This window comes from Pseudomonas sp. FSL L8-0168 (genome assembly GCF_037976155.1).
In the GTDB taxonomy this organism is placed as follows: domain Bacteria; phylum Pseudomonadota; class Gammaproteobacteria; order Pseudomonadales; family Pseudomonadaceae; genus Aquipseudomonas; species Aquipseudomonas paracarnis.
This window is the reverse complement of record NZ_CP150262.1, coordinates 1,023,985-1,043,887: the sequence shown is the minus strand read 5'-3', so window position 1 is coordinate 1,043,887 and position 19,903 is coordinate 1,023,985. Positions and strand designations below refer to the sequence as shown.

Genomic DNA, 19,903 nt, shown 5'->3' with positions numbered 1-19,903 from the left:
CAATATGACTGACCCACCGCTTTCGCGAGCAAGCCCGCTCCCACATTTAGGTCAGGAGGCGTCAGTTTGATAAGCGTCGTAACTGCGGCGCGTGCGCTCTATCTCTTCGACCAACCGGTCAATGCCCGCCAACCGCGCCCGGTTGTCATGATCCCAGGGATGAAAGCCCGGCTTGAAGTAATGCAGCCACGGCCGGAACATCCGTGGAAACACACCCTTGGGCCCATACAAGAACTTCACCATGCGCCACAAGCCCTTCAGCGTGCCGCCCGAAGTGCGGTCGGCAATCAACAGGCGCACGTGAAAATCCAGCACCACCACCCAGAACAGCACGCTGGTGGTCAGCATGGTGCCGGTGCGCAGCAGGTAACGTGCAGGCCCTGGCTTGATCACCCTGTTCCACACATCGAACGCCACGGCTTTGTGTTCGGTTTCTTCCAGGGCGTGCCAGTACCACATCTGCTGGTAACCCTTGAGTGAGTCGCCAAAGCGCGAAGGGTCGCTCAGCAGGATTTCCGCGAGCATGGCGGTGTAGTGTTCCAGGGCGATGGTCACCGCCAGGTTGAACGACGCCGGCAGGTGTTTTTTCTGCAGGTCGAGGAAGAACTTCAGGCGTCGGTCGAGGGAGTGCGCCGGCAGACCGGCCGCTTGCAGCAAGTCGTTATACGCCACGTGTTCACGGCTGTGCATGGCCTCCTGGCCGATAAACCCCTGGATCTCTTTTTTCAGTTCGGCATCGTCGATCTGCCCACGGTAGTGGCGCACGCTGTCCATGAAGAACAGCTCGCCCTGGGGAAACAGCAGCGACAGGGCATTGAAGAAATGGCTGACCACAGGCCCTTGTTCGTGCCAGTTCTTGATGCGCTCGGCAGGCAAGGCAAAACGGATATCGCGACGGATCGGCAACATGGTGCGTGCTCCTGTTCAGAGTCGAGGCTCGTCGTTGGTTTCAAACACCGGCGTGCGCGGCTTGGGCGCCATGCGCTTGCTGGCAAACACCACCAGCGCCTGATAGGCCGCAGGCAGGCAACGGGCGAGCAGGTCGAGGAAATAGGCATCGCGGCCAATCAGCACGCGACGCTTGTTTTTGCGTACGCCTTGCAGGATCACTTTGGCGGCCTGGTCGGCGTCGGTGATGAAGAGTTTTTCGAAATCGGTGCGGGCTTGTTGCTCGCTGTGGATGAGAAAACCGGTCATGTTCGCGTCGATGCGGCTGCTGCGGCAGATATCGGTACGAATGCCACCGGGGTGTACACAGGTGGCCGAGACGCCGCAGCGTTGCAGGTCGAGTTCCTGGCGCAAGGCTTCGGTGAAGCCGCGTACCGCGAACTTTGTAGCGTTGTAGCCGCTCATGCCGGGCTGGGCGAACAGGCCGAACACGCTGGACGTATTGATGATATGCCCGTCGCCGCTGGCCTTGAGGTACGGCAGGAATGCCTTGGTGCCATGCACCACTCCCCAGAAGTTGATGCCGACGATCCATTCCAGGTCGGCGTAATCCACGCCTTCGACGGTGCTCGACAGCGCCACCCCGGCATTATTGAAGACCAGGTTGACCTTGCCGTGCTCGGCCACGCAGCGTGCTGCCCAATCGTGCATGGCCTGGCGGTCGGACACGTCCAGCACTTGGGTGGTGACAGTGACGGGCGACAAGGTCGAGGTGCGGATCAGCGCCAGGGTCTGTTCCAGGCCCTGGCTGTTTTTGTCTGCCAGCGCCAGATGACACCCTTCCCGCGCCAGGGCCAGGGCCAATGAGCGGCCCATGCCGGACGCCGCGCCGGTGATCGCCGCGACGCGGCCGTTGAATGACTTCATGACAGGCTGCCTTCTGTGGTGGAGTGGGGCGTTGCAACCGCTCGCGGCAGGGCGGGCGCCGGCGCCTGGCTGACGCTGTAGTCTTTGAGGGCAAAATGCCGGGTGACCTGCTTGAAGCGCCAGGTCGAGCCGGGCCACAGCGTGGTGTTCTTGCCGGTGCGCGGGTCGAGGTACCAGCTCTGGCAGCCGCCGGTGTTCCAGATGGTGCGCTTGAGCTTGTCCTGCAACTGCTGGTTGTAGGCGTGCTCCACGGCGTGTTTGACCTCTACCGTGGTAAGGCGCTGGCGCTGCATGTGTTTCAGGGCGTCGAGAATGTACGCGACCTGAGCCTCGATCATCAGGATCATCGAGTTATGCCCCAGGCCGGTGTTGGGGCCCACGATCAGAAACAGGTTCGGGTAGCCCGGCACGGTGGTGCCTTTGTAGGCATGGGCGCCATCGCGCCAGGCATCCATCAGGTCGATGCCGTCACGGCCGATGATGCAGCCACGGGGCAACGGGTCGCTGGCCTGGAAACCCGTGCCGAAGATCAGGCAATCGGCGGGGTGCTTGATACCGTCGGCGGTGATCACGCCGTCGGCTTCGATGCGCAGCACGTTGTCGGTGACCACCTCGACATTGCTGCGCGAGAGTGCCGGGTAGTAATCGTTGGAAATCAGCACGCGCTTGCAGCCGATGGTGTAGTCCGGCGTCAGTGTTTTGCGCAGGGAAGGGCGGGCCACTTGTTTGCGCAGGTGACGCAGGGCGATTTTCTGCACCATTTTCATCAGGCGTGGATGCAGGGCAAAGCCCACCACGCGGCCTTCCAGTGCCCAGTAAAGCGCAGCACGCACCAGCTTCTGGGTGAGCGGTACATGCTTGAACAACCAGCGCTCGGCAGCGGAAATCGGCCGATCAGGCTTGGGCATGATCCACGGCGGTGTGCGCTGGAACAGGTCCAGGTGCGCCACCTGCGGGGCGATCTGCGGCACGAACTGGATGGCGCTGGCACCGGTGCCGATTACCGCCACGCGCTTGCCCTTCAAGGAGTACTCGTGATCCCACTGCTGGGAGTGGAAGCGCTTGCCCTTGAAACTGTCCAGCCCTGGGATATCTGGCATTGCCGGGCGCGACAAGCCCCCCATTCCCGACACCAGCACCCGTGCGCTGACGTGGCGGCCGTTAGTGAAGGTCAGTTGCCAGCGCTGCTGTTGTTCATCAAACAGCGCCCGTTGCAGGCCCATGCCAAAGCGCAGGTAGGGCGCCAGCTCGAAGTGCCTGGCGCAGTCTTCCAGATAGGCACGGATCTCGGGTTGCGCCGCGAACTGTCGCGTCCAGTTCGGGTTGGGCGCAAAGGAAAACGAATACACATGGGACTGCACGTCGCAGGCGCAACCTGGGTAGTGGTTGTCGCGCCATGTACCGCCGAGGGTCTGGGCCTGTTCGGCGATAAAGAAGTCGGTGAGCCCGGCTTCCTTGAGTTTGATCGCCATGCACAGGCCCGCGAACCCGGAGCCAATGATGGCGATGTCGATTGAGTCACTGGGGGCATTCATAGGGCTGCCTCGTCAATAAAGCGCTTGGGCATCGGATGTGCTCCTGTTTTTGTTTTGTCTTTTAGATAGAACACCATTGCAAAGGAAAATTGAATTAATTATTTTAAAAAAGATTTTAAATAATCTACCTGAAAAATTCGCCTACGCTAGGGCCTTGTTGCGCATGAGCGATTTGTCCGACGGACGAACGTGGTATGCATGAAGTCTAGGTCCAGGGTGTGGACGATGGCTGGGGCCAGATCAATTCCGGTCGGGTCGCCAGCAGCAGGGAAGCAGAGGACCGAGCTATGGCTGTCGAGTGGGTTGTCGCTGCGGGTGTGCTGGCGGGCGCCAGTGCGGCGTTATGGGGCTTGAGTGCCTGGATGACGCGGCGCATTGAAGCGACCGTGCCGATCAACGGGCGTTTCGTCGAGGTGGATGGCGAGCGCTTTCATTATGTCGAAGAGGGCAAGGGCCCGCCGCTGGTGATGATTCACGGGCTGATGGGCAGCAGTCGCAACCTGACCTATGCCTTGTCCGGCCAGTTGCGTGAGCATTTTCGGGTCATCAGCCTCGACCGGCCGGGCTCAGGCTATTCCACCCGGCACAGCGGCACGCCGGCAGACTTGCCGGCCCAGGCGCGACAAATCGCGGCCTTCATCAAGGCGCTGGATCTGGGCAAACCGCTGATACTGGGGCACTCCCTGGGCGGCGCGATTGCCCTGGCGCTGGCCCTCGACCATCCTTATGCGGTGTCCGGGTTGGTGCTGGTTGCGCCCTTGACTCACCCCCAACGCATGCTGCCGCTGGTGTTTCTGTCTCTGGCCGTGCGCCCGGCCTGGCTGCGGCGCTGGGTGGCGCACACCTTGACCATGCCCATCGGGCTGCTGACCAAAGACTCGGTGGTGAAGGGCGTATTTGCCCCCGATCCTGCGCCGCCGGACTTTGCCACCCGTGGCGGCGCTTTGCTGGGCATGCGCCCCGACAATTTCTACGCCGCGTCCACCGAGATCAACCGGGTCAACGACCACCTGCCGGAGATGGTCAAGCGCTACTCCCGATTGACCCTGCCCATCGGCCTGATCTACGGCGCGCAGGACAAGGTGCTCGACTTCCAGAAACACGGCCAGGCCCTGGCCAGCAAGGTGCCAGGGCTAAAAATGCAAGTGATCGAAGGCCGTGGGCATATGTTGCCGATCACCGCCACCGAGCGCGTGGCGGCGCTGGTGGAGCAGGTGGCCAAGCGGGCTCGACCCGGCGAGAGCGTCCGGCCGTTAAACCCACCTGTCGCCCTGGCGAGCCAGTAACAGTGCCACCTGACTGCGGCGCCTGGCGTTGACGCCTGCCCCTGAACACCTGACCAAACGGCTGAAAAGAGACTGCTCGGTCACGGAAAAAAGGGCTGGAGAAACTAGTTGACGACCTAACGATTCCGCGCTATTTATTTAAAAAAATTATTTCAATGTGTAATTTGAAATTATTTTTGAAATGCCTAAGAGCGAATAAAATAATGAAAAAAACGCCTTTTATCGCATGCATGATTTCTCGCAGCAGTCAGCGCACCGCTGCCGCATTGCCTACCGAATGTGTGCGGAGGCTGCCATGAACCAGACTCTGGCAGCTGCGACCGTGTGGGCCGACGGCAAACGCCACCTGTGGTGGCTGGGCATTATGCCGCTGGCGACGCCCTTGCTCTCCGGCGCCCTTGCCATCACCACAGGCGTGCAACAACTGTGGTGGGTGGGCGTGCTGGTGATCTTCGGCTTGATCCCGCTGATTGACGGCCTGCTCGGCGAAGACGTCAGCAACCCGCCCGAATCTGCGGTCAGCCACCTTGAATCCCAACGCTACTACCGCTGGATCGTCTACACCGGCGTGCTGTTTGTGATTGCCTCGGTGGTGATCACCGGTTGGCTCGCTGCGGGCGGTATCGACTGGATCATCAACGGCGGCCTGTTACAGGCCACGGCCACCCTGGAGCCCTCGAACTGGCTGGCCAGGACCGCCGCGTTCATCACCGCACGCACTGAACTTCACGGTGCAGTCAGCTGGTTGACGTATGTGGGCATGGCCATGTCCACCGGGGCCGCCACCGGCATTGCCATCAACACCGCCCATGAGCTGGGGCACAAACCCAAGCCTCTGGAAGTGTTCCTGGCCAAGGTCACCCTGGCGCCGACCTTCTATGGCCACTTTTACACCGAACATAACCGTGGCCATCACGTACGGGTCGCCACGCCGGAAGACCCGGCCAGCTCGCGACTGGGTGAAAGTTTCTGGGCATTCCTGCCGCGTTCGGTGTGGTTCAGCGCTGTGTCGGCCTGGAACCTGGAGCGCGAACGCCTGCGCAAACTCGGCCTGCCGGCCTTGCACTGGAAGAACGCGGTGCTCAGCGCCTGGATGTACAGCGTGGTGTTGTGGGGCGCAATGATTGCCTGGCTGGGGGCGGCGGTAATTCCGTTCCTGATTATCCAGGGCATCTACGGGTTCTCGTTGCTGGAAGTGGTGAACTATGTCGAGCATTACGGCCTCAAGCGTCAGAAGTTGCCCAATGGCCGTTATGAACGCTGCTCGCCGCGTCACTCGTGGAACAGTAATCGAATTGTCACCAATATCTTTCTGTTCCAGTTGCAGCGGCACTCCGATCACCATGCCAACCCCACGCGCAGTTATCAGTCGCTGCGTCACTTTGATGAATCACCGCAACTTCCCTATGGCTACGCCAGCATGATTGTCTGGGCTTATGTGCCGTACTTGTGGCGGCGTCGCATGGACCATCGTGTACTGAATCACTATGCCGGCGATATCAACCTGACCAATCTTCAGCCGTCAAAGCGTTTGAAGTATCTGGAGAAGTACAGCGGTAGTGCCAAGCCGTTTTAGATGAAGTAAGCCTTCAGGGTGTACTCGGGATCCGTGTATCGCGCAGGTCCTTGTCGCCCGGCGTTTTGAGTGCAAGAACCTGGTTTGACCCTACAACAATAATTTCAAGGGAAGGACGTACACCATGCAAAGTTCTGCCAAGTTCACCGCCCACATCCTGTTGGCGGCCATGGGTTTGATTGCTTACCACCAGGCTCAGGCTGCGCGTATCGAACCTGCTGGCAGTGCCTTCACTGCCCAAGGACCTATCAGCTTTTCCAAAGGCAAGCTCATCAGTGCCGACTGCACCATCAAGGTAGCCGGCAAGGTTGCAGCCGATGGTTCATCGGTGAATGTCGACAAAGTCGAGTTCGACGGTGGCCTCAAGTGCAGCCGTGTCGAAGCCATCAACTTGCCTTGGGTGTTAATCGCCAAAGATACAAAAAGCGGCTCCATGTCGAAGATCAGCGTGGACGTGCATGCCTTTGGCCTGGGTGGCAAGTGTGGGCCGTCGACGGCCGACGGTACTTGGGATAACGCCACCGGCAAGTTGGAAGCCGCCGATGTTGCGATTGGCGAAGACTGCAAGATCAAGACGGTGTCGATCAAGATGCCGCCCAACTTCAAAGTTGTCGAATAACACGTTCCGACAGTTGTAGCGGTAAATGCATTGAAATTTGGCTGGAAAGGGAAGTTCTGCAGTTTCACCGTGACCTCTCGATCATGGCCATTACCCCTGGCGAAATGAATCGCCATAACATGTGAGGAAAAACAATGAAAAGCTTGAAAACCCTCGTTTGTGCAACTTCGTTTGCTCTGTGCTTTGGTGCCGCCTCCATGGCGAGCGCGGCGTCCGTTTCTCCAGACGGTCCGTTCTCGACTAATGCCGGTACCATCGTGGTGAAGTCGCCCTCATCCTTCGGTGCGGCAGTGACTTGCGGCATTACCTTTACCGGCAACGTTAGCGGTGGCGTGGCTTCTATCAACGGTGCGTCCTTGACCGGCGGCGGCCTGTGCGCACTGCCCACGCTGACTAACCTGCCTTGGGTTCTTACCGCAGCGACGGGCACCACCGGCACCGTGACCAACGTAGGCTACAAAATCTCCTCGATTCCGGCCACTAACTGCGGCCCTACCACCATTGCCGTGGCGTGGACTCCTGGTACCAAAACACTTTCGGCCACCAATCAGTCGCTGACCGGCAACTGCACCGTCGTATCGCTGAATGTTGTTGCCCCGACGCTGACGGTTAACCCGTAAGCATGTGACTCCAGAGGGCTGATCACCCGTGAAAGGCCGATGCCTCATGCGAGGCATCGGTTGGGCAGGGTACTTACGGTGTGCCTGCGGCCACACGACCCACCGGCAGGGGCCGGGCGAAATAATAATAAGGAGCAGCGCATGAATAATAAGAAACAACACGCTCACACGTTACTGGGGTTGGCGCTGTTGGGAGGTTTGATGACCACGGGACATGTGCAGGCGGGCGGCTTCTCCACGCCAACCTACGGTGCGCCTGGCTGGGGCCGCGCGTTTGGCGGCGGTTCATTGTTCAAGAACGACCCCAGTGCTGCGTACAACAACCCGGCGGCCATGGCGTTCATCGATTCAACTATCGCGCAGCAGACTGTCGATTATGCCCGGGTCAAGATCAAATATTCGGGTCAGGCTTTTGACCACAACGGTAATCCTGTGACCAATACGCCGGTATTGGATGATCAGGGCAGCATGGGCGATCCGACGCTCAATAACAATAACGGGGGGCAAGGTGGCTTTACCGCGTGGCTGCCAACCGGTTTCCTGGTGATCCCCATCGGCGACCGCTTTGCGTTTGGCTTGAGCCAGGTGGTCCCCCAGGGCATGAGAACAACTTGGAACGAAGACTCCAAGCTGCGGGATTTTGCAGTCGACACCAAAATTGAGACCGTTGGCCTGACAGGCTCACTGTCGTTCAAGGTCAATGACCAGTTTTCGGTCGGCGGTGGCGCCATCGTCCAACGCAGCCAGGGATTTGTCAGCCAGAACGTCGACTTGCTGGCAGCGGCGGACGTCTCTCCCGGACTCGGCGGGACCGGCTTTCCGACCGGTGTAGGGCATTCGTTGATGCGTGTGAAAGTCGATAATATCTCGGTCGGTTGGTTTGGCGGTGTGGTATGGAAGCCGACGGCGCAAGACACACTGGGCTTGAACTATCACGCCAAAATCAAAAACAAGATGACCGGCAAATACAATGTCTATACGGATGCTATCGGTCGCAACGCGATGACCAATCCTATTGGACCGAACGGCGAAACATTGGTTGAAATGGCGTATCCGGGGCTGAAGCTTTTCCCGGACGGGGCGCATGCCAGCACTCAGTTGGATATTCCGGCTACTGCGGCGATTGACTGGGTCCACCAGTTCAATGATCGCTGGACATTAGGTGTCAGCGCCCAGTGGACTGAATGGTCTTCGTTCAAAGACCTGACACTCAAGTCGCAAGGCTCGACTATTGTTGCCATCCCGTACAACTACAAGAACGCCTGGATGACCTCGATCGGTGGCGACTATAAAGCCACTGACGAACTTACCCTGCGTGCCGGTGTAGCTTACGACCAGACACCTACCCGTAACTCCACGCGTGACCCCCGGATCCCTGACGGCGACCGCTATTTCTTGGCGTTTGGTGCCGGTTATGACATCAAGGCTGTGCCTGGTCTGTCAGTGGATGCCGCGTATTCGCACCAATTCGTCCAGAAGGTCAATCTGAAGACCAAGAACGTTGATCGTCTCGGAGCCGCCCAACTGGACGGCAAAGCCGAATCATCAGGTGATGTGGTCAGTCTGTCGGCTACCTACAAGTTCTAAAGGGCACGTGGAGCAGTTGTCGAGCAGGGTTCCCAGTGCACCTGGAGACCCTGCCGGGGCTGTTTAGGCTGTTCTGGTTTCTTATTCCACAAGGCTGAGTCGTTCAGCCTGATTTTTTTCGTCAACATACTAAATAAAAATTTCAAAACATTATTTGAATTTATGATTTGAAGTTTGTAGTGTGGTTTTACGCCCTGAATCAAGTAGAGGTATCCCCATGCTTATCTGGTTATTGGTGGGTCTCGCCGCCGCGATTGCCCTGGCGTATCGACAAGCCGCCGCCACCCTCTGGCTGGGCGCTGGCCTGGTCTGGTTAGCGGCGGGTTATCTGTTCAACGCGGTGGCCGTGCCGGGCATTACCCTGGCGGCGGTATTGGTGGTGGTGCCCGCCTTGGTGCTGGCAATCAAACCCCTGCGCCGCAAGCTGCTGACTACCAAGGCCTTGGGCCTGTTTCGTACAATCATGCCGGCGATGTCCGATACCGAGCGTGCGGCCATCGAGTCCGGCACGGTGTGGTGGGATGCCGAGCTGTTCAGCGGCAAACCCGACTGGCAGCGCCTGCTGCAAGCCGCGCCGGCCAGCCTGAGCGCCGAGGAGCAAGCTTTCCTCGACAACGAAGTCGAAACCCTGTGCGACATCGCCAACGACTGGGAAACCACGCAAGTCTGGCAGGACATGTCCCCCGAGGGCTGGCAGTACACCAAGGAGGCCGGGTTCCTCGGCATGATCATTCCCAAGCAGTACGGCGGCAAAGGCTTCTCCCACTACGCCCATTCCCAGGTGGTGATGAAGCTGTCGACACGTTGCTCGGCGGCAGCCATTTCGGTGATGGTGCCCAACTCCCTGGGGCCGGCCGAGCTGCTGCTGCATTACGGCACCGACGCTCAGCGCAACTACTACCTGCCGCGCCTGGCACGCGGTGACGATATTCCGTGTTTCGCCCTGACCAGCCCGTATGCCGGCTCCGATGCCGGCGCGATCCCTGACCTGGGCATCGTCTGCAAAGGCATGCATGAGGGCGAGGAAGTACTGGGTTTCAACGTGACCTGGGACAAGCGCTACATCACCCTCGGCCCGATTGCCACGGTGCTGGGCCTGGCGTTCCGCGCCGAAGACCCGCAGGGCTTGCTTGGCGCGCCAGGTTCCCTGGGCATTACCTGTGCGTTGATCCCCACCTCCCATCCAGGGGTAAACAGCGGCCGGCGTCACTGGCCGTTGAATGCGGTTTTCCAGAACGGTCCTACTACCGGCAAGGATGTGTTCATTCCCTTGGAGTGGGTGATCGGTGGTCGCGAACAAATCGGCAACGGCTGGCGCATGTTGATGGAATGCCTGGCGGCAGGCCGGGCGATTTCCCTGCCACCGGCCAACGTCGGCCTGGGTAAAGTGGCGGTGCGCGGTACCACAGCCTATGCGGCGATGCGCAAGCAATTCGGCCTGCCCATCGGCAAGTTCGAAGGTGTACAGGCGCCGCTGGCGCGCATGGCCGGGCATCTGTATGCCTGTGATGCGGTGCGCAAGGTGTCGGTGGCATCCCTGGACGCCGGCGAGAAACCGTCGGTGATCTCGGCCATTGCCAAGTACCACGTCACCGAGCGGGCGCGCATCATCGTCAACGACGGCATGGACATCGTCGCCGGCAAAGGCATCTGCATGGGCCCCAATAACTTCCTCGCCCGTGCCTACCAGCAAAGCCCCATCGCCATTACGGTGGAAGGTGCGAACATCATGACCCGCTGCCTGATCATCTTTGGCCAGGGCTTGATTCGTTGCCATCCCTACGTGTTCCGCGAGATGGAAGCGGCGCGCAACCCCGACCGGCGCAAGGCCCTGGAAGACTTCGACAGCGCAATGTTTGGCCATGTGAGTTTTGTCGTGGCCAACACTGTACGCGCAGCGGTGCATGCCCTGACCGGCGGACGCCTGATTGCGGCCCCGGCCAAGACCGACTCGGCGCTGGCTGCCTACTACCGCCAGGCCAATCGGCTGTCGGTGGTGCTGGCGCTGATCTCGGATATTTCCATGGGCGTGCTGGGCGGTGCCCTCAAGCGCAAGGAAAGTATCACCGGGCGCCTGGGGGATATGCTGTCGCAGCTCTACATCCTGTCTTGCGTGCTCAAGCGCTTCGAGGATGACGGCAGGCCCCAGGCGGACTTGCCGCTGGTGCACTGGGCGGCCCAGGACGCCTTGTTGCGCGCCCATGAAGCCTTGGCCGAAGTGCTCGACAACTACCCTTCAAAACCCGCAGCAGCAGTAGTGCGCACGTTGAGTTTTCCGTTTGGCATCCCGCAGCGCAAACCGTCGGATCGCCTGTTGGCGCAGGTGGCGGAGGTGGTGCAGACCCCTGGCGAAACCCGCGACCGTTTGCTGGCCAACTCCTACATTCCCCGTCCGGAAGTCGACAAGCTGGCCTACGGCGAATTGGGTTTCCGTTTGCTGCCCCAAGTGGAGCTGATCGAGGCGCGGCTCAAGCCCGCCATCAAGCAAGGTCTGCTCGGTCCGCTGCCGATCTCTGCCACGGCCTTCACCGACTGGCGCGTGAAGGCGCGGGCGCTGGATTTGATCAGCGACGACGAAGACGCCTTGCTGGCGCGCTATGTGGAATACGCCGACCACGGTATCCAGGTGGACGACTTTCCCCAGGACTTTGGTTTGCTGGAGGCCCTGCAGCAGCGTAAGCAGGCGCTCGAGCCGGTGGCCAAACGGCGCAGCGCTCCGGTCAATTAAGAGAAAACCTGGTCCACCTGTGGGAGCTGGCTTGCCTGCGATGGCATCACCTCGGTTTGACTGATACACCGAGTCGTCGGCATCGCAGGCAAGCCAGCTCCCCCATTCGATCGGGATTACAAGACAGCCATTGTGTTGTGAGTGGAACCCTCTATGAGTGACAGCTACCTTTCGTTCGTCAATTCCCCCTGGGGCCGGCGTCTGGCCCAGGCGGTCGGCTTGCCGCAACCCTTGCCCCTGCAACGGCATCGCAGCGGCCAGGCCGGCCTGGCTAATCCTGTGATCATCGCCGGGGCAGGGCGGCTGGTGGCCTCGGTGCAGCGCGTGTTCAGCGCCACCGACACCGTCGCCGCGAGCCCGGCGACGCTCAAGGCACCGTCCACGGTCAAGGTGCAAGGCGCGGTGTTCGACGCCAGCGGCGTGACCGACCTGCAGCAGCTGGATGAGCTCTACCTGTTCTTTCACAGCAACGCCAAGCGCCTCGGCCAGCATGGCCGGGTGGTGGTACTCGGCACGGCACCCGAGCATTGCGACGACTTGCCCCAGGCCATCGCCCAACGCGCCCTTGAAGGCTTGGTGCGGTCGCTGGCCAAGGAACTGCGCCGGGCGATTACCGTGCAACTGCTGTACGTGGCGCCGGGCGCGGAAGACGCGCTGGACAGCAGCCTGGGGTTTTTCCTGTCGCGCCGCTCCGCCTATGTCTCGGGGCAAGTGGTGCGCCTGGAAAAACCGGTCGATGGCCACGCCGCCATCAACTGGGACAAACCCTTTGCCGGCAAACGTGCCCTGGTCACCGGCGCCTCCCGTGGCATCGGCCTGGCGATTGCCCAGGTGCTGGCGCGCGACGGTGCCCATGTGGTGTGTGTGGACGTGCCCCAGGCCCAGGAAGCCTTGCAGCAGGCGGCGACCAGCGTGAGCGGTTCGGCGTTGCCCCTGGATATCACCGCCGCCGACACCGCCTCACTGTTGCAAACCCACGTCAGCCAATACGGCGCCTTTGATGTGGTGGTGCACAACGCCGGCATCACCCGCGACAAGACCATCGCCAAAATGACCGAGGCCGCCTGGCGCAGTGTCCTGGCGGTCAATCTCGAAGCGCCGTGGCAGCTCAGTGAGGCTTTGCTCGACAGTCAGGGTTTGAACCCTGGTGGGCGCATTGTGTGCGTGTCGTCGATTTCCGGTATCGCCGGCAACCTGGGGCAGAGCAACTACGCCACGTCCAAGGCCGGGGTGATCGGCCTGGTACAGGGCCTGGCGCCGCGTGCGGCAGCCCGGCAGGTCACGGTGAACGCGGTGGCGCCCGGCTTTATCGAGACCCAGATGACCGCGAAGATCCCGCTGATGATCCGCGAAGCGGGGCGGCGCATGAATTCGTTGTCCCAGGGCGGGCAACCCATCGACGTGGCCGAGACCATCGCCTGGCTGGCGCATCCGGCGTCGGGCGGCGTCACTGGCCAGGTGGTGCGGGTGTGCGGCCAAAGCCTGTTGGGAGCCTGACCGATGGACTACGTGACACAGATCATCGACCCACCGCCGTCGCGCACGCAGTTGTTGCTCGACGGCCTGCGCGCCTTGCGCAAACCCAAGCCCGACGGTGCGCCGCCATTGCCCACCGCACGCCTGGTGCGCAGCGCGGTGGAGCTTTCGTCGGCCGGTATCGCCGCTTACTCACGGGCGTGTGGTTTTCGTCGCGAGCAGGGCGTGCCATTGTCCTATCCCCATGTGCTGGCGTTCCCACTGCACCTCATGCTGCTGACTCGGCCAAGCTTTCCCTACCCGGCCAGTGGCATGGTGCACCTGGCCAATCGTATTCGTCAGCACCAGCGCTTGCACGAGGGCCAGGCGTTGCGCCTGGAGGTGTATTGCGAGCGCTGGGTGGCCCATCTCAAAGGGCAGGCGTTGAGCATTGCTACCCGTGCCTACAGCCAGGAAACCCTGGTGTGGGAAAGCGATAGCCTGTATTTGCGCCGTGACGTCAGCAATCCGGTGGGTGAACCCTGGAATGACCCTCTGCCACTGCAGGAAGACGGTCTGTTACGCACCCAGCGCTGGGTACTGCCCGCCGACCTGGGGCGACGCTTTGCCAAGGTCTCGGGGGATTTCAATCCCATTCACACGTCGGTCATCGGTGCCAGGCTCTTCGGCTTTCGTCGCGCCATCGCCCATGGCATGTGGACCCTGGGCCGCGCATTGGCAGCGCAACAGCCGCCTGGTGGCCTGGACCAGGCCGAGGCACATTGCGACTTCAAATTGCCGATCTTCCTGCCCGGCCAGGTCGCCCTGTGGCGCCACCCGGCGAGCGGGCCACGGCGCGAGTTCGAAGTGCGCAATTTTGTCGGGGACAAGCCCCATATGCGCGGGCTATTCATTTGGAAAGAGAGCCAGCAATGAGTGACTACAGTTTTACCCCGGCCCCGACCCGCCGCGTGGCGATTATCGGCGGCAACCGTATTCCATTTGCGCGCTCCAACACGGTGTATGCCCACGACAGTAACCAGGACCTGCTGGTCGCCGCCCTGCAAGGGTTGGTGGAGCGCTACAACCTGCACGGCCAACGCCTGGGCGAGTTTGCCGCCGGGGCGGTGATCAAGCACTCGCGGGATTTCAACCTGGCGCGCGAGGCGCTGTTGTCCACCACGTTGTCTGCGCAAACCCCTGCCTATGATGTGCAACAAGCCTGTGGCACGGGCCTGGAAGCCGCGCTGCTGGTGGCGAATAAAATCGCCCTCGGCCAGATCGAGGTGGGCATTGCCGGTGGCGCCGATACCACTTCCGACGCGCCCATTGGCATCAACGAATCCTTGCGCCATACCTTGCTCGCGGCCAATCGCGCCAAAAGCCTGGGCGACAAGCTCAAGGCCTTGATGAAAGTGCGCCCATCGATGCTGTTCAAACCATTGCTGCCGCGCAATGGCGAGCCGCGCACCGGGCTGTCCATGGGCGAACACTGCGAAGAAATGGCCAAGCGCTGGCAGATCAAGCGCCTGGCCCAGGACGAGCTGACCCTCACCAGCCACCAGCGCCTGGATGCGGCCTATCAACGCGGCTTCTTCGACGACCTGATCAGCCCCCACCGCGGCTTGGCCCGTGACAACAACCTGCGTGCCGATATCAGCCTGGAAAAGCTCGCCGGCTTGTCGCCGGCCTTCGACCGCCAGAACGGCACGCTCACCGCCGGCAACTCCACGCCCCTGACCGATGGCGCCTCGGTGGTGCTGCTGGCCAGTGAAGAATGGGCCGCCGCCCATGGCTGGCCGGTGTTGGCCTACTTGCGCACGGGCGAAACCGCTGCGGTGAATTTTGTCGACGGCACCGAGGGCCTGCTGATGGCGCCGGCTTACGCCGTGCCACGCATGCTTGCGCGGGAAGGCTTGAGGTTTGCCGACTTCGATTTCTTCGAGATCCACGAAGCGTTCGCCGCCCAGGTGCTGTGCACGCTCAAGGCCTGGGAAGACCCGCAGTATTGCCGCGAGCGACTCGGCCTTGACGCCCCCCTGGGCGCCATCGACCGGGCCAAGATGAACGTCAACGGCGGCTCACTGGGTTGCGGCCATCCCTTTGCGGCCACCGGTGGCCGGCAGCTGGCGGCGCTGGCCAAGGCTATCCATGAACGCGGTGGCGGTCGCGGCCTGATCTCGATCTGCGCGGCGGGTGGGTTGGGCATCACCGCCATCGTCGAAAAGTAGCGCTATCAAAAACAACAATAAGGACACTGCGATGAACGCGATCAGCCTGGAACACACCGAACGCATCTGGTTGAACACATACCTGCCTGGCGTGCCGGCGGATATAGAGGCCGGGATCGAGGACTACCCGTCGTTGCGCGAAGTGTTCCTTGAGCACCTGGAAAAATTCCGTGAGCGGGTGGCCTACGTCAGCATCGGTACTGAAATGACCTATGCCGATTGGCGCACCCAGGGCATTGCCTTTGCCGCCTGGCTGCAGGACCAGGGCGTGAAGAAGGGCGATCGCGTGGCCCTGATGATGCCCAACTGCTTGCAGTACCCGATCTGCCTGCTGGGCACGATCCTGGCCGGGGCGGTGGTGGTCAACGTCAACCCGTTGTATACCGCCCACGAGCTCAAGCACCTGCTCAAGGACAGTGGCGCCGAAACCGTGGTGATCTTCGAAAATTTCGCACATACCCTGGAAAAAGCCATGGTCGGCAGCAGCGTCAAGCGTGTGGTGGTCGCGGCCATTGGCGACTTGCTGGGCACCTTCAAGGGCGCGGCAATGAACTTCATCCTGCGCAGCGTGCAGAAGCAGGTACCAGCCTTCAGGCTGCCCGGCTCGCTGCGTTTCAACCAAGTGCTCAAACAGGGCAGGGCCATGCACCATTTACCGGTCAGCCTGCACCGCGATGAACTGGCCTTCCTGCAATACACCGGCGGCACCACCGGTGATGCCAAGGGCGTGATGCTCAGCCACCGCAATATCATCGCCAACCTGCTGCAAGCCAAGGCCTGGGTCGGTGATCAGTTAAACCTGCACAAGCAGGAAACCAACGTGACCTTGCTGCCGCTGTACCACATCTTCTCCCTGACGGTGAACTGCCTGATGTTCATGTGCCTGGGCGGGCGCAATATCCTCATCGCCAACCCTCGGGACGTGAAGCGCGTGCAGATGATCCTGCGCAAGGAACGCTTCAATGGCATCGCCGGGGTGAACACGCTGTTCAATGGCTTGCTGGAAAACAAGGAGTTCTGTGCGCGGGACTTTTCCGATTTGCGCCTGGTGATTGCTGGCGGCATGGCCACCCACACCGCCGTGGCCAAGCGCTGGAAAGAGGTGACCGGGCTGCCGATCATCGAAGGCTACGGGCTGACCGAATGCTCGCCCGTGGTGAGCATCAGCCCTATTGATATTTCCCGCATGCGCGAGATGGAATTCACCGGCAGCATTGGCGTTCCATTGCCCTCGACCTGGGTGCGCTTCTTGCGCGAAGACGGCGAACTGGCGGATATCGGCGAGCAGGGCGAGTTGCAAGTACGTGGCCCGCAAGTGATGCAGGGCTACTGGCAACGGCCGAAGGAAACCGCCGAGGTGCTGGATGCCGAGGGCTGGCTGTCTACCGGGGACATCGGCGTGATGGACGCACGCGGGTATATCCGCCTGGTGGACCGCAAGAAGGACATGATTCTGGTCTCGGGCTTCAACGTGTACCCCAATGAAATCGAGGACGTGGTGGCCATGCACCCTGGGGTCGCCGAAGTGGCCGCCATTGGTGTGGAAGATGCGGTGACCGGGGAGAAAGTCAAGATCATCGTCGTGCGCAAGGACCCGAGCCTGACACAGGAGCAGATTCTTGCGCACTGCCGAGAGTACCTGACGGGGTACAAGCTGCCTAAATATGTGGAGTTCCGCACCATGGAATTGCCCAAGACCACGGTGGGCAAAGTGCTGCGCCGGGCCTTGCGCTGATTGAATGGTTCAGATGACCAAATGTGGGAGCAGGCTTGCTCGCGAAAGCGGCGGTTCAGGCACTGAATGTGCCGACTGACACAGCGTATTCGCGAGCAAGCCCGCTCCCACATTTTAAAACGTGCCCACTTTCACCCAGCGTTCCTCAAGGGCGGCCACTCGAATCGCCGTCGCCAGCCGCTCCACCTCCCAGGCCGCCTCAAAGTCCGTCCCCAGCGCCCCTTGGCCGGCCAGGGCCATGATCAACTCGTGCACTTCCAACGTTTTCAATTCGTTGTAACCCAACTGATGCCCCGCCGCCGGGCTGAATGCCGCATAGCCGGGCAGGGCAGGGCCAGCCAGCACGCGCTGGAAGCCGTCCTGGCCGATGCGGTACAGGCGCAGTTCATTCAAGCGTTCCTGGTCAAACGCCAGCGTGCCTTGGGTGCCGCTGATCTCGAAACTCAGATGGTTTTTGTAGCCGTGCTTGAGCCAACTGCTGCTCACCGTGCCACGGGCGCCGTTGGCGAAGCGCAACAGGGCATGCACCTGGTCATCCACGGCAATGGCTTTTGAGGTTGGGCTGCCGGCGGTGGCGGGGCGCTGGCCGTGCACGGTCTGGGTGTCGGCACAGACATGAGTGACCTCGCCCACCAGATAGCGGGCCATCGACAGCAAATGGCTGCCCAGGTCAGCCAGGGCGCCGCCAGCATGCTCCACTTCGCAGCGCCACGACCAAGGGGAGGCCGGGTCGGCCATGAAGTCTTCGCTGAACTCACCCTGGAAGCTGATGAGTTGGCCCAGTTCGCCTTGGGCGATCATCTGCCGCGCCAACACGATCATCGGGTTGTGCTGGTAGTTGTAACCCACCCGCGTTACCACTCCGGCGGTATGGGCGGCGCGGCGCATAGCGTCGGCTTGTTCAAGGCTGACGGCCAGGGGTTTCTCGCAATACACCGCTTTACCCGCCGCAATCGCGGCCATGGCCATGGGGTAATGCAAGTGGTTGGGGGTGGTGATAGCCACGACATCGACCTTGGGGTCAGTGATCAACGCTTGCCAGTCGCCATGAGCCTGGGCAAACCCCCAGGCGCTGGCGCAACGCTGGGCGCGTTCGGTGTCGGCATCGGCCAGGGCGGCCAGCTTGAGCTGCACGGGCAGTTCAAATACCGCCCGAGCGTTGTTGAACGCCAGCGCGTGGGCGCGGCCCATGAAGCCTGTGCCGATCAAGCCGATTCCGAGTTCACGCATCGTCGTGGTCCTTTGGATTATTGTTTTCAGGAACGCCATTAATGGAATAAAAATTCACTAAATTCAATAGATGGAATAAAAATTCATTTCTCCTGATCGTTCCTACGCTCCGCGTGGGAATGCCGCCCGGGGCGCTCTGCGCCCCGCTGTTTGCGCGGTGAGGACGCAGAGCGTCAGGGGATGCATTCCCACGCGGAGCGTGGGAACGATCACGTGGGGCCATCATTTCAGCTGATGTAGCTATATTCAGCACATGGCCAAACGCCGCCAGTTAACAAAAGATAACGTAGCGCCGATTGTCAGACGATTCCAAAGCCCGATAGGATGGCCCCTGCTTCCTCCAGGCGCTCTAGATTGCAGGTTTCAAGGTCCTGGAACAGAAGACGACCTAACAATAATAAATGGGAGAAAGGTCTATGAGTGAGCCTGTCATGGGTTGGGTTGTTTGCCGCCCACGCGCCGCACGCAGGGTTGCGTTGCTGGCCACAGCGCTCTCGCTGCTTGCTGGCAGCGCATTGTCGCTGCCGGTTCTGGCTGCCAGCGATACCCCCGCCGCCGCAGTCTTTGCAATTGAATCCCCCAAGGCCGCCAAAGGCTTGATGATCGACGTGGTTCACGCGGGCAAGCGCCTGGTGGCGGTCGGTGATCGGGGGCATATCCTTTATTCCGATGATCAGGGCAACACCTGGGCCCAAGCCAAAGTGCCCACCCGGCAACTGCTCACGGCGGTGTTTTTCGTTGATGATCAGCACGGTTGGGCCGTCGGCCACGATGCGCAGATTCTTGCCAGTACCGATGGCGGCGCCACGTGGACCCAGCAATATCAAGACCTCAAACGCGAAGCGCCGTTGCTCGATGTGTGGTTCAACGACGCCAACCACGGCCTGGCCGTGGGCGCCTACGGTGCGTTGATCGAGACCACCGACGCCGGCAAAACCTGGAACGATGTCAGCGAGCGCCTCGACAACGAAGACCAGTACCACCTCAACGCCATCGCCCAGGTCAAGGACGCCGGCCTGTTTATCGTCGGTGAGCAAGGCAGCATGTTTCGCTCCAGTGACGACGGCCAGACCTGGGAAAAACTCGAAGGCCCCTACGAGGGTTCGCTGTTTGGGGTGATCAGCACTGCGCAGCCGCAAACCCTGCTGGCGTATGGGTTGCGCGGCAATCTCTACCGCTCCAGCGATTTCGGCAGCACCTGGGAGCAGCTCCAATTGAACGCGGCGCGTGGTGCGCTGGAGTTTGGCCTGTCGGGTGCGACCTTGCTGGAGGACGGCTCCATCGTTGTGGTCGGCAACGGCGGCAGCGTGGTGGTCAGCCATGACGACGGCCAGACCTTCAGTGTGTTCAATCGCCCGGACCGTATTTCACTCTCGGCGGTCACGGCGGCAGGCAATGGCAATTTGATCCTCGCGGGGCAGGGTGGCGTGCGAATTGCCACTTCGGCCGGCGCAGAGCTCTCAAAATAATAAGAAGGCGGGGATTC

General features: G+C 61.1%; 15 protein-coding genes. 11 read left to right on the top strand and 4 right to left on the bottom strand.

Annotated elements, in window-relative coordinates; translation table 11 throughout:
• Nucleotides 1-51: 51 nt before the first annotated feature.
• The 3 genes from MHH62_RS04325 to MHH62_RS04315 are packed head-to-tail and all read right to left on the bottom strand — an operon-like array spanning nt 52 to nt 3,350.
• On the bottom strand, nt 52-909 hold the full coding sequence (locus tag MHH62_RS04325) for a metal-dependent hydrolase (protein WP_069868428.1): 858 nt from the start codon (nt 907-909) through the stop codon (nt 52-54).
• A 15-nt stretch (nt 910-924) separates the two neighbouring features.
• The gene (locus tag MHH62_RS04320) at nt 925-1,815 is read right to left on the bottom strand and encodes an SDR family NAD(P)-dependent oxidoreductase (protein ID WP_032903558.1); all 891 of its coding nucleotides are present in this window, start codon (nt 1,813-1,815) and stop codon (nt 925-927) included.
• On the bottom strand, nt 1,812-3,350 hold the full coding sequence (locus MHH62_RS04315) for an NAD(P)/FAD-dependent oxidoreductase (RefSeq protein ID WP_201915150.1): 1,539 nt from the start codon (nt 3,348-3,350) through the stop codon (nt 1,812-1,814). Before MHH62_RS04315 ends, MHH62_RS04320 begins: the two co-directional genes overlap by 4 nt.
• A 287-nt stretch (nt 3,351-3,637) precedes the next feature.
• Between MHH62_RS04315 and MHH62_RS04310 the strand changes: the two genes are divergently transcribed.
• From MHH62_RS04310 to MHH62_RS04265, 10 genes are all read left to right on the top strand, one after another.
• Nucleotides 3,638-4,636, top strand: coding sequence for an alpha/beta hydrolase (locus MHH62_RS04310; protein WP_339232561.1), 999 nt, complete (start codon nt 3,638-3,640; stop codon nt 4,634-4,636).
• 295 nt (nt 4,637-4,931) lie between these two features.
• Entirely contained in the window at nt 4,932-6,212 is a 1,281-nt protein-coding gene (locus MHH62_RS04305; protein ID WP_020301540.1) for an alkane 1-monooxygenase, read from the top strand.
• 124 nt (nt 6,213-6,336) lie between these two features.
• Nucleotides 6,337-6,831, top strand: coding sequence for an alkane oxidation protein activator PraA (gene praA, locus MHH62_RS04300; protein ID WP_014718292.1), 495 nt, complete (start codon nt 6,337-6,339; stop codon nt 6,829-6,831).
• Nucleotides 6,832-6,965: 134 nt separating this feature from the next.
• Nucleotides 6,966-7,451: an alkane oxidation protein activator PraB gene (gene praB, locus MHH62_RS04295; protein WP_014718293.1), complete on the top strand. Its 486-nt coding sequence runs from the start codon at nt 6,966-6,968 to the stop codon at nt 7,449-7,451.
• Nucleotides 7,452-7,592: 141 nt separating this feature from the next.
• Nucleotides 7,593-9,038 carry an outer membrane protein transport protein gene (locus MHH62_RS04290; RefSeq protein WP_014718294.1) on the top strand — a complete coding sequence of 482 codons (1,446 nt, stop codon included), beginning with the start codon at nt 7,593-7,595 and terminating at the stop codon, nt 9,036-9,038.
• A gap of 217 nt (nt 9,039-9,255) precedes the next feature.
• Nucleotides 9,256-11,766: an acyl-CoA dehydrogenase gene (locus MHH62_RS04285; RefSeq protein WP_339232559.1), complete on the top strand. Its 2,511-nt coding sequence runs from the start codon at nt 9,256-9,258 to the stop codon at nt 11,764-11,766.
• 153 nt (nt 11,767-11,919) lie between these two features.
• The gene (locus MHH62_RS04280) at nt 11,920-13,263 is read left to right on the top strand and encodes a 3-oxoacyl-ACP reductase (protein ID WP_020301537.1); all 1,344 of its coding nucleotides are present in this window, start codon (nt 11,920-11,922) and stop codon (nt 13,261-13,263) included.
• 3 nt (nt 13,264-13,266) lie between these two features.
• Nucleotides 13,267-14,157: a MaoC/PaaZ C-terminal domain-containing protein gene (locus tag MHH62_RS04275; protein ID WP_058410555.1), complete on the top strand. Its 891-nt coding sequence runs from the start codon at nt 13,267-13,269 to the stop codon at nt 14,155-14,157.
• Nucleotides 14,154-15,452 (top strand): acetyl-CoA C-acetyltransferase, encoded by a 1,299-nt coding sequence (locus MHH62_RS04270; protein WP_014718298.1) that lies wholly within the window; start codon nt 14,154-14,156, stop codon nt 15,450-15,452. The genes MHH62_RS04275 and MHH62_RS04270 overlap by 4 nt, the downstream gene beginning before the upstream one ends.
• 31 nt (nt 15,453-15,483) lie before the next feature.
• Entirely contained in the window at nt 15,484-17,187 is a 1,704-nt protein-coding gene (locus MHH62_RS04265) for an AMP-binding protein (protein WP_014718299.1), read from the top strand.
• Between the two features lie 114 nt (nt 17,188-17,301).
• On the opposite strand, the gene MHH62_RS04260 is transcribed toward MHH62_RS04265, so the two are convergent.
• On the bottom strand, nt 17,302-18,417 hold the full coding sequence (locus tag MHH62_RS04260; protein WP_020301534.1) for a Gfo/Idh/MocA family oxidoreductase: 1,116 nt from the start codon (nt 18,415-18,417) through the stop codon (nt 17,302-17,304).
• Between the two features lie 431 nt (nt 18,418-18,848).
• Here MHH62_RS04260 and MHH62_RS04255 point away from each other — a divergent pair, with 431 nt between their 5' ends.
• A complete protein-coding gene (locus tag MHH62_RS04255) occupies nt 18,849-19,886 on the top strand; it encodes a YCF48-related protein (RefSeq protein WP_339233046.1) in 1,038 nt (345 codons plus the stop codon).
• Nucleotides 19,887-19,903: the final 17 nt, after the last annotated feature.

Bases quoted from the DNA above. Each gene is read 5' to 3' on its own strand.
- MHH62_RS04255 (WP_339233046.1), top strand. From the start codon at position 18,849: ATGGGTTGGGTTGTTTGCCGCCCACGCGCCGCACGCAGGGTTGCGTTG.
- MHH62_RS04265 (WP_014718299.1), top strand. From the start codon at position 15,484: ATGAACGCGATCAGCCTGGAACACACCGAACGCATCTGGTTGAACACA.
- MHH62_RS04270 (WP_014718298.1), top strand. From the start codon at position 14,154: ATGAGTGACTACAGTTTTACCCCGGCCCCGACCCGCCGCGTGGCGATT.
- MHH62_RS04310 (WP_339232561.1), top strand. From the start codon at position 3,638: ATGGCTGTCGAGTGGGTTGTCGCTGCGGGTGTGCTGGCGGGCGCCAGT.
- praA (WP_014718292.1), top strand. From the start codon at position 6,337: ATGCAAAGTTCTGCCAAGTTCACCGCCCACATCCTGTTGGCGGCCATG.
- MHH62_RS04280 (WP_020301537.1), top strand. From the start codon at position 11,920: ATGAGTGACAGCTACCTTTCGTTCGTCAATTCCCCCTGGGGCCGGCGT.
- MHH62_RS04260 (WP_020301534.1), bottom strand. From the start codon at position 18,417: ATGCGTGAACTCGGAATCGGCTTGATCGGCACAGGCTTCATGGGCCGC.
- MHH62_RS04315 (WP_201915150.1), bottom strand. From the start codon at position 3,350: ATGAATGCCCCCAGTGACTCAATCGACATCGCCATCATTGGCTCCGGG.
- MHH62_RS04275 (WP_058410555.1), top strand. From the start codon at position 13,267: ATGGACTACGTGACACAGATCATCGACCCACCGCCGTCGCGCACGCAG.
- MHH62_RS04290 (WP_014718294.1), top strand. From the start codon at position 7,593: ATGAATAATAAGAAACAACACGCTCACACGTTACTGGGGTTGGCGCTG.
- praB (WP_014718293.1), top strand. From the start codon at position 6,966: ATGAAAAGCTTGAAAACCCTCGTTTGTGCAACTTCGTTTGCTCTGTGC.
- MHH62_RS04285 (WP_339232559.1), top strand. From the start codon at position 9,256: ATGCTTATCTGGTTATTGGTGGGTCTCGCCGCCGCGATTGCCCTGGCG.
- MHH62_RS04320 (WP_032903558.1), bottom strand. From the start codon at position 1,815: ATGAAGTCATTCAACGGCCGCGTCGCGGCGATCACCGGCGCGGCGTCC.
- MHH62_RS04325 (WP_069868428.1), bottom strand. From the start codon at position 909: ATGTTGCCGATCCGTCGCGATATCCGTTTTGCCTTGCCTGCCGAGCGC.
- MHH62_RS04305 (WP_020301540.1), top strand. From the start codon at position 4,932: ATGAACCAGACTCTGGCAGCTGCGACCGTGTGGGCCGACGGCAAACGC.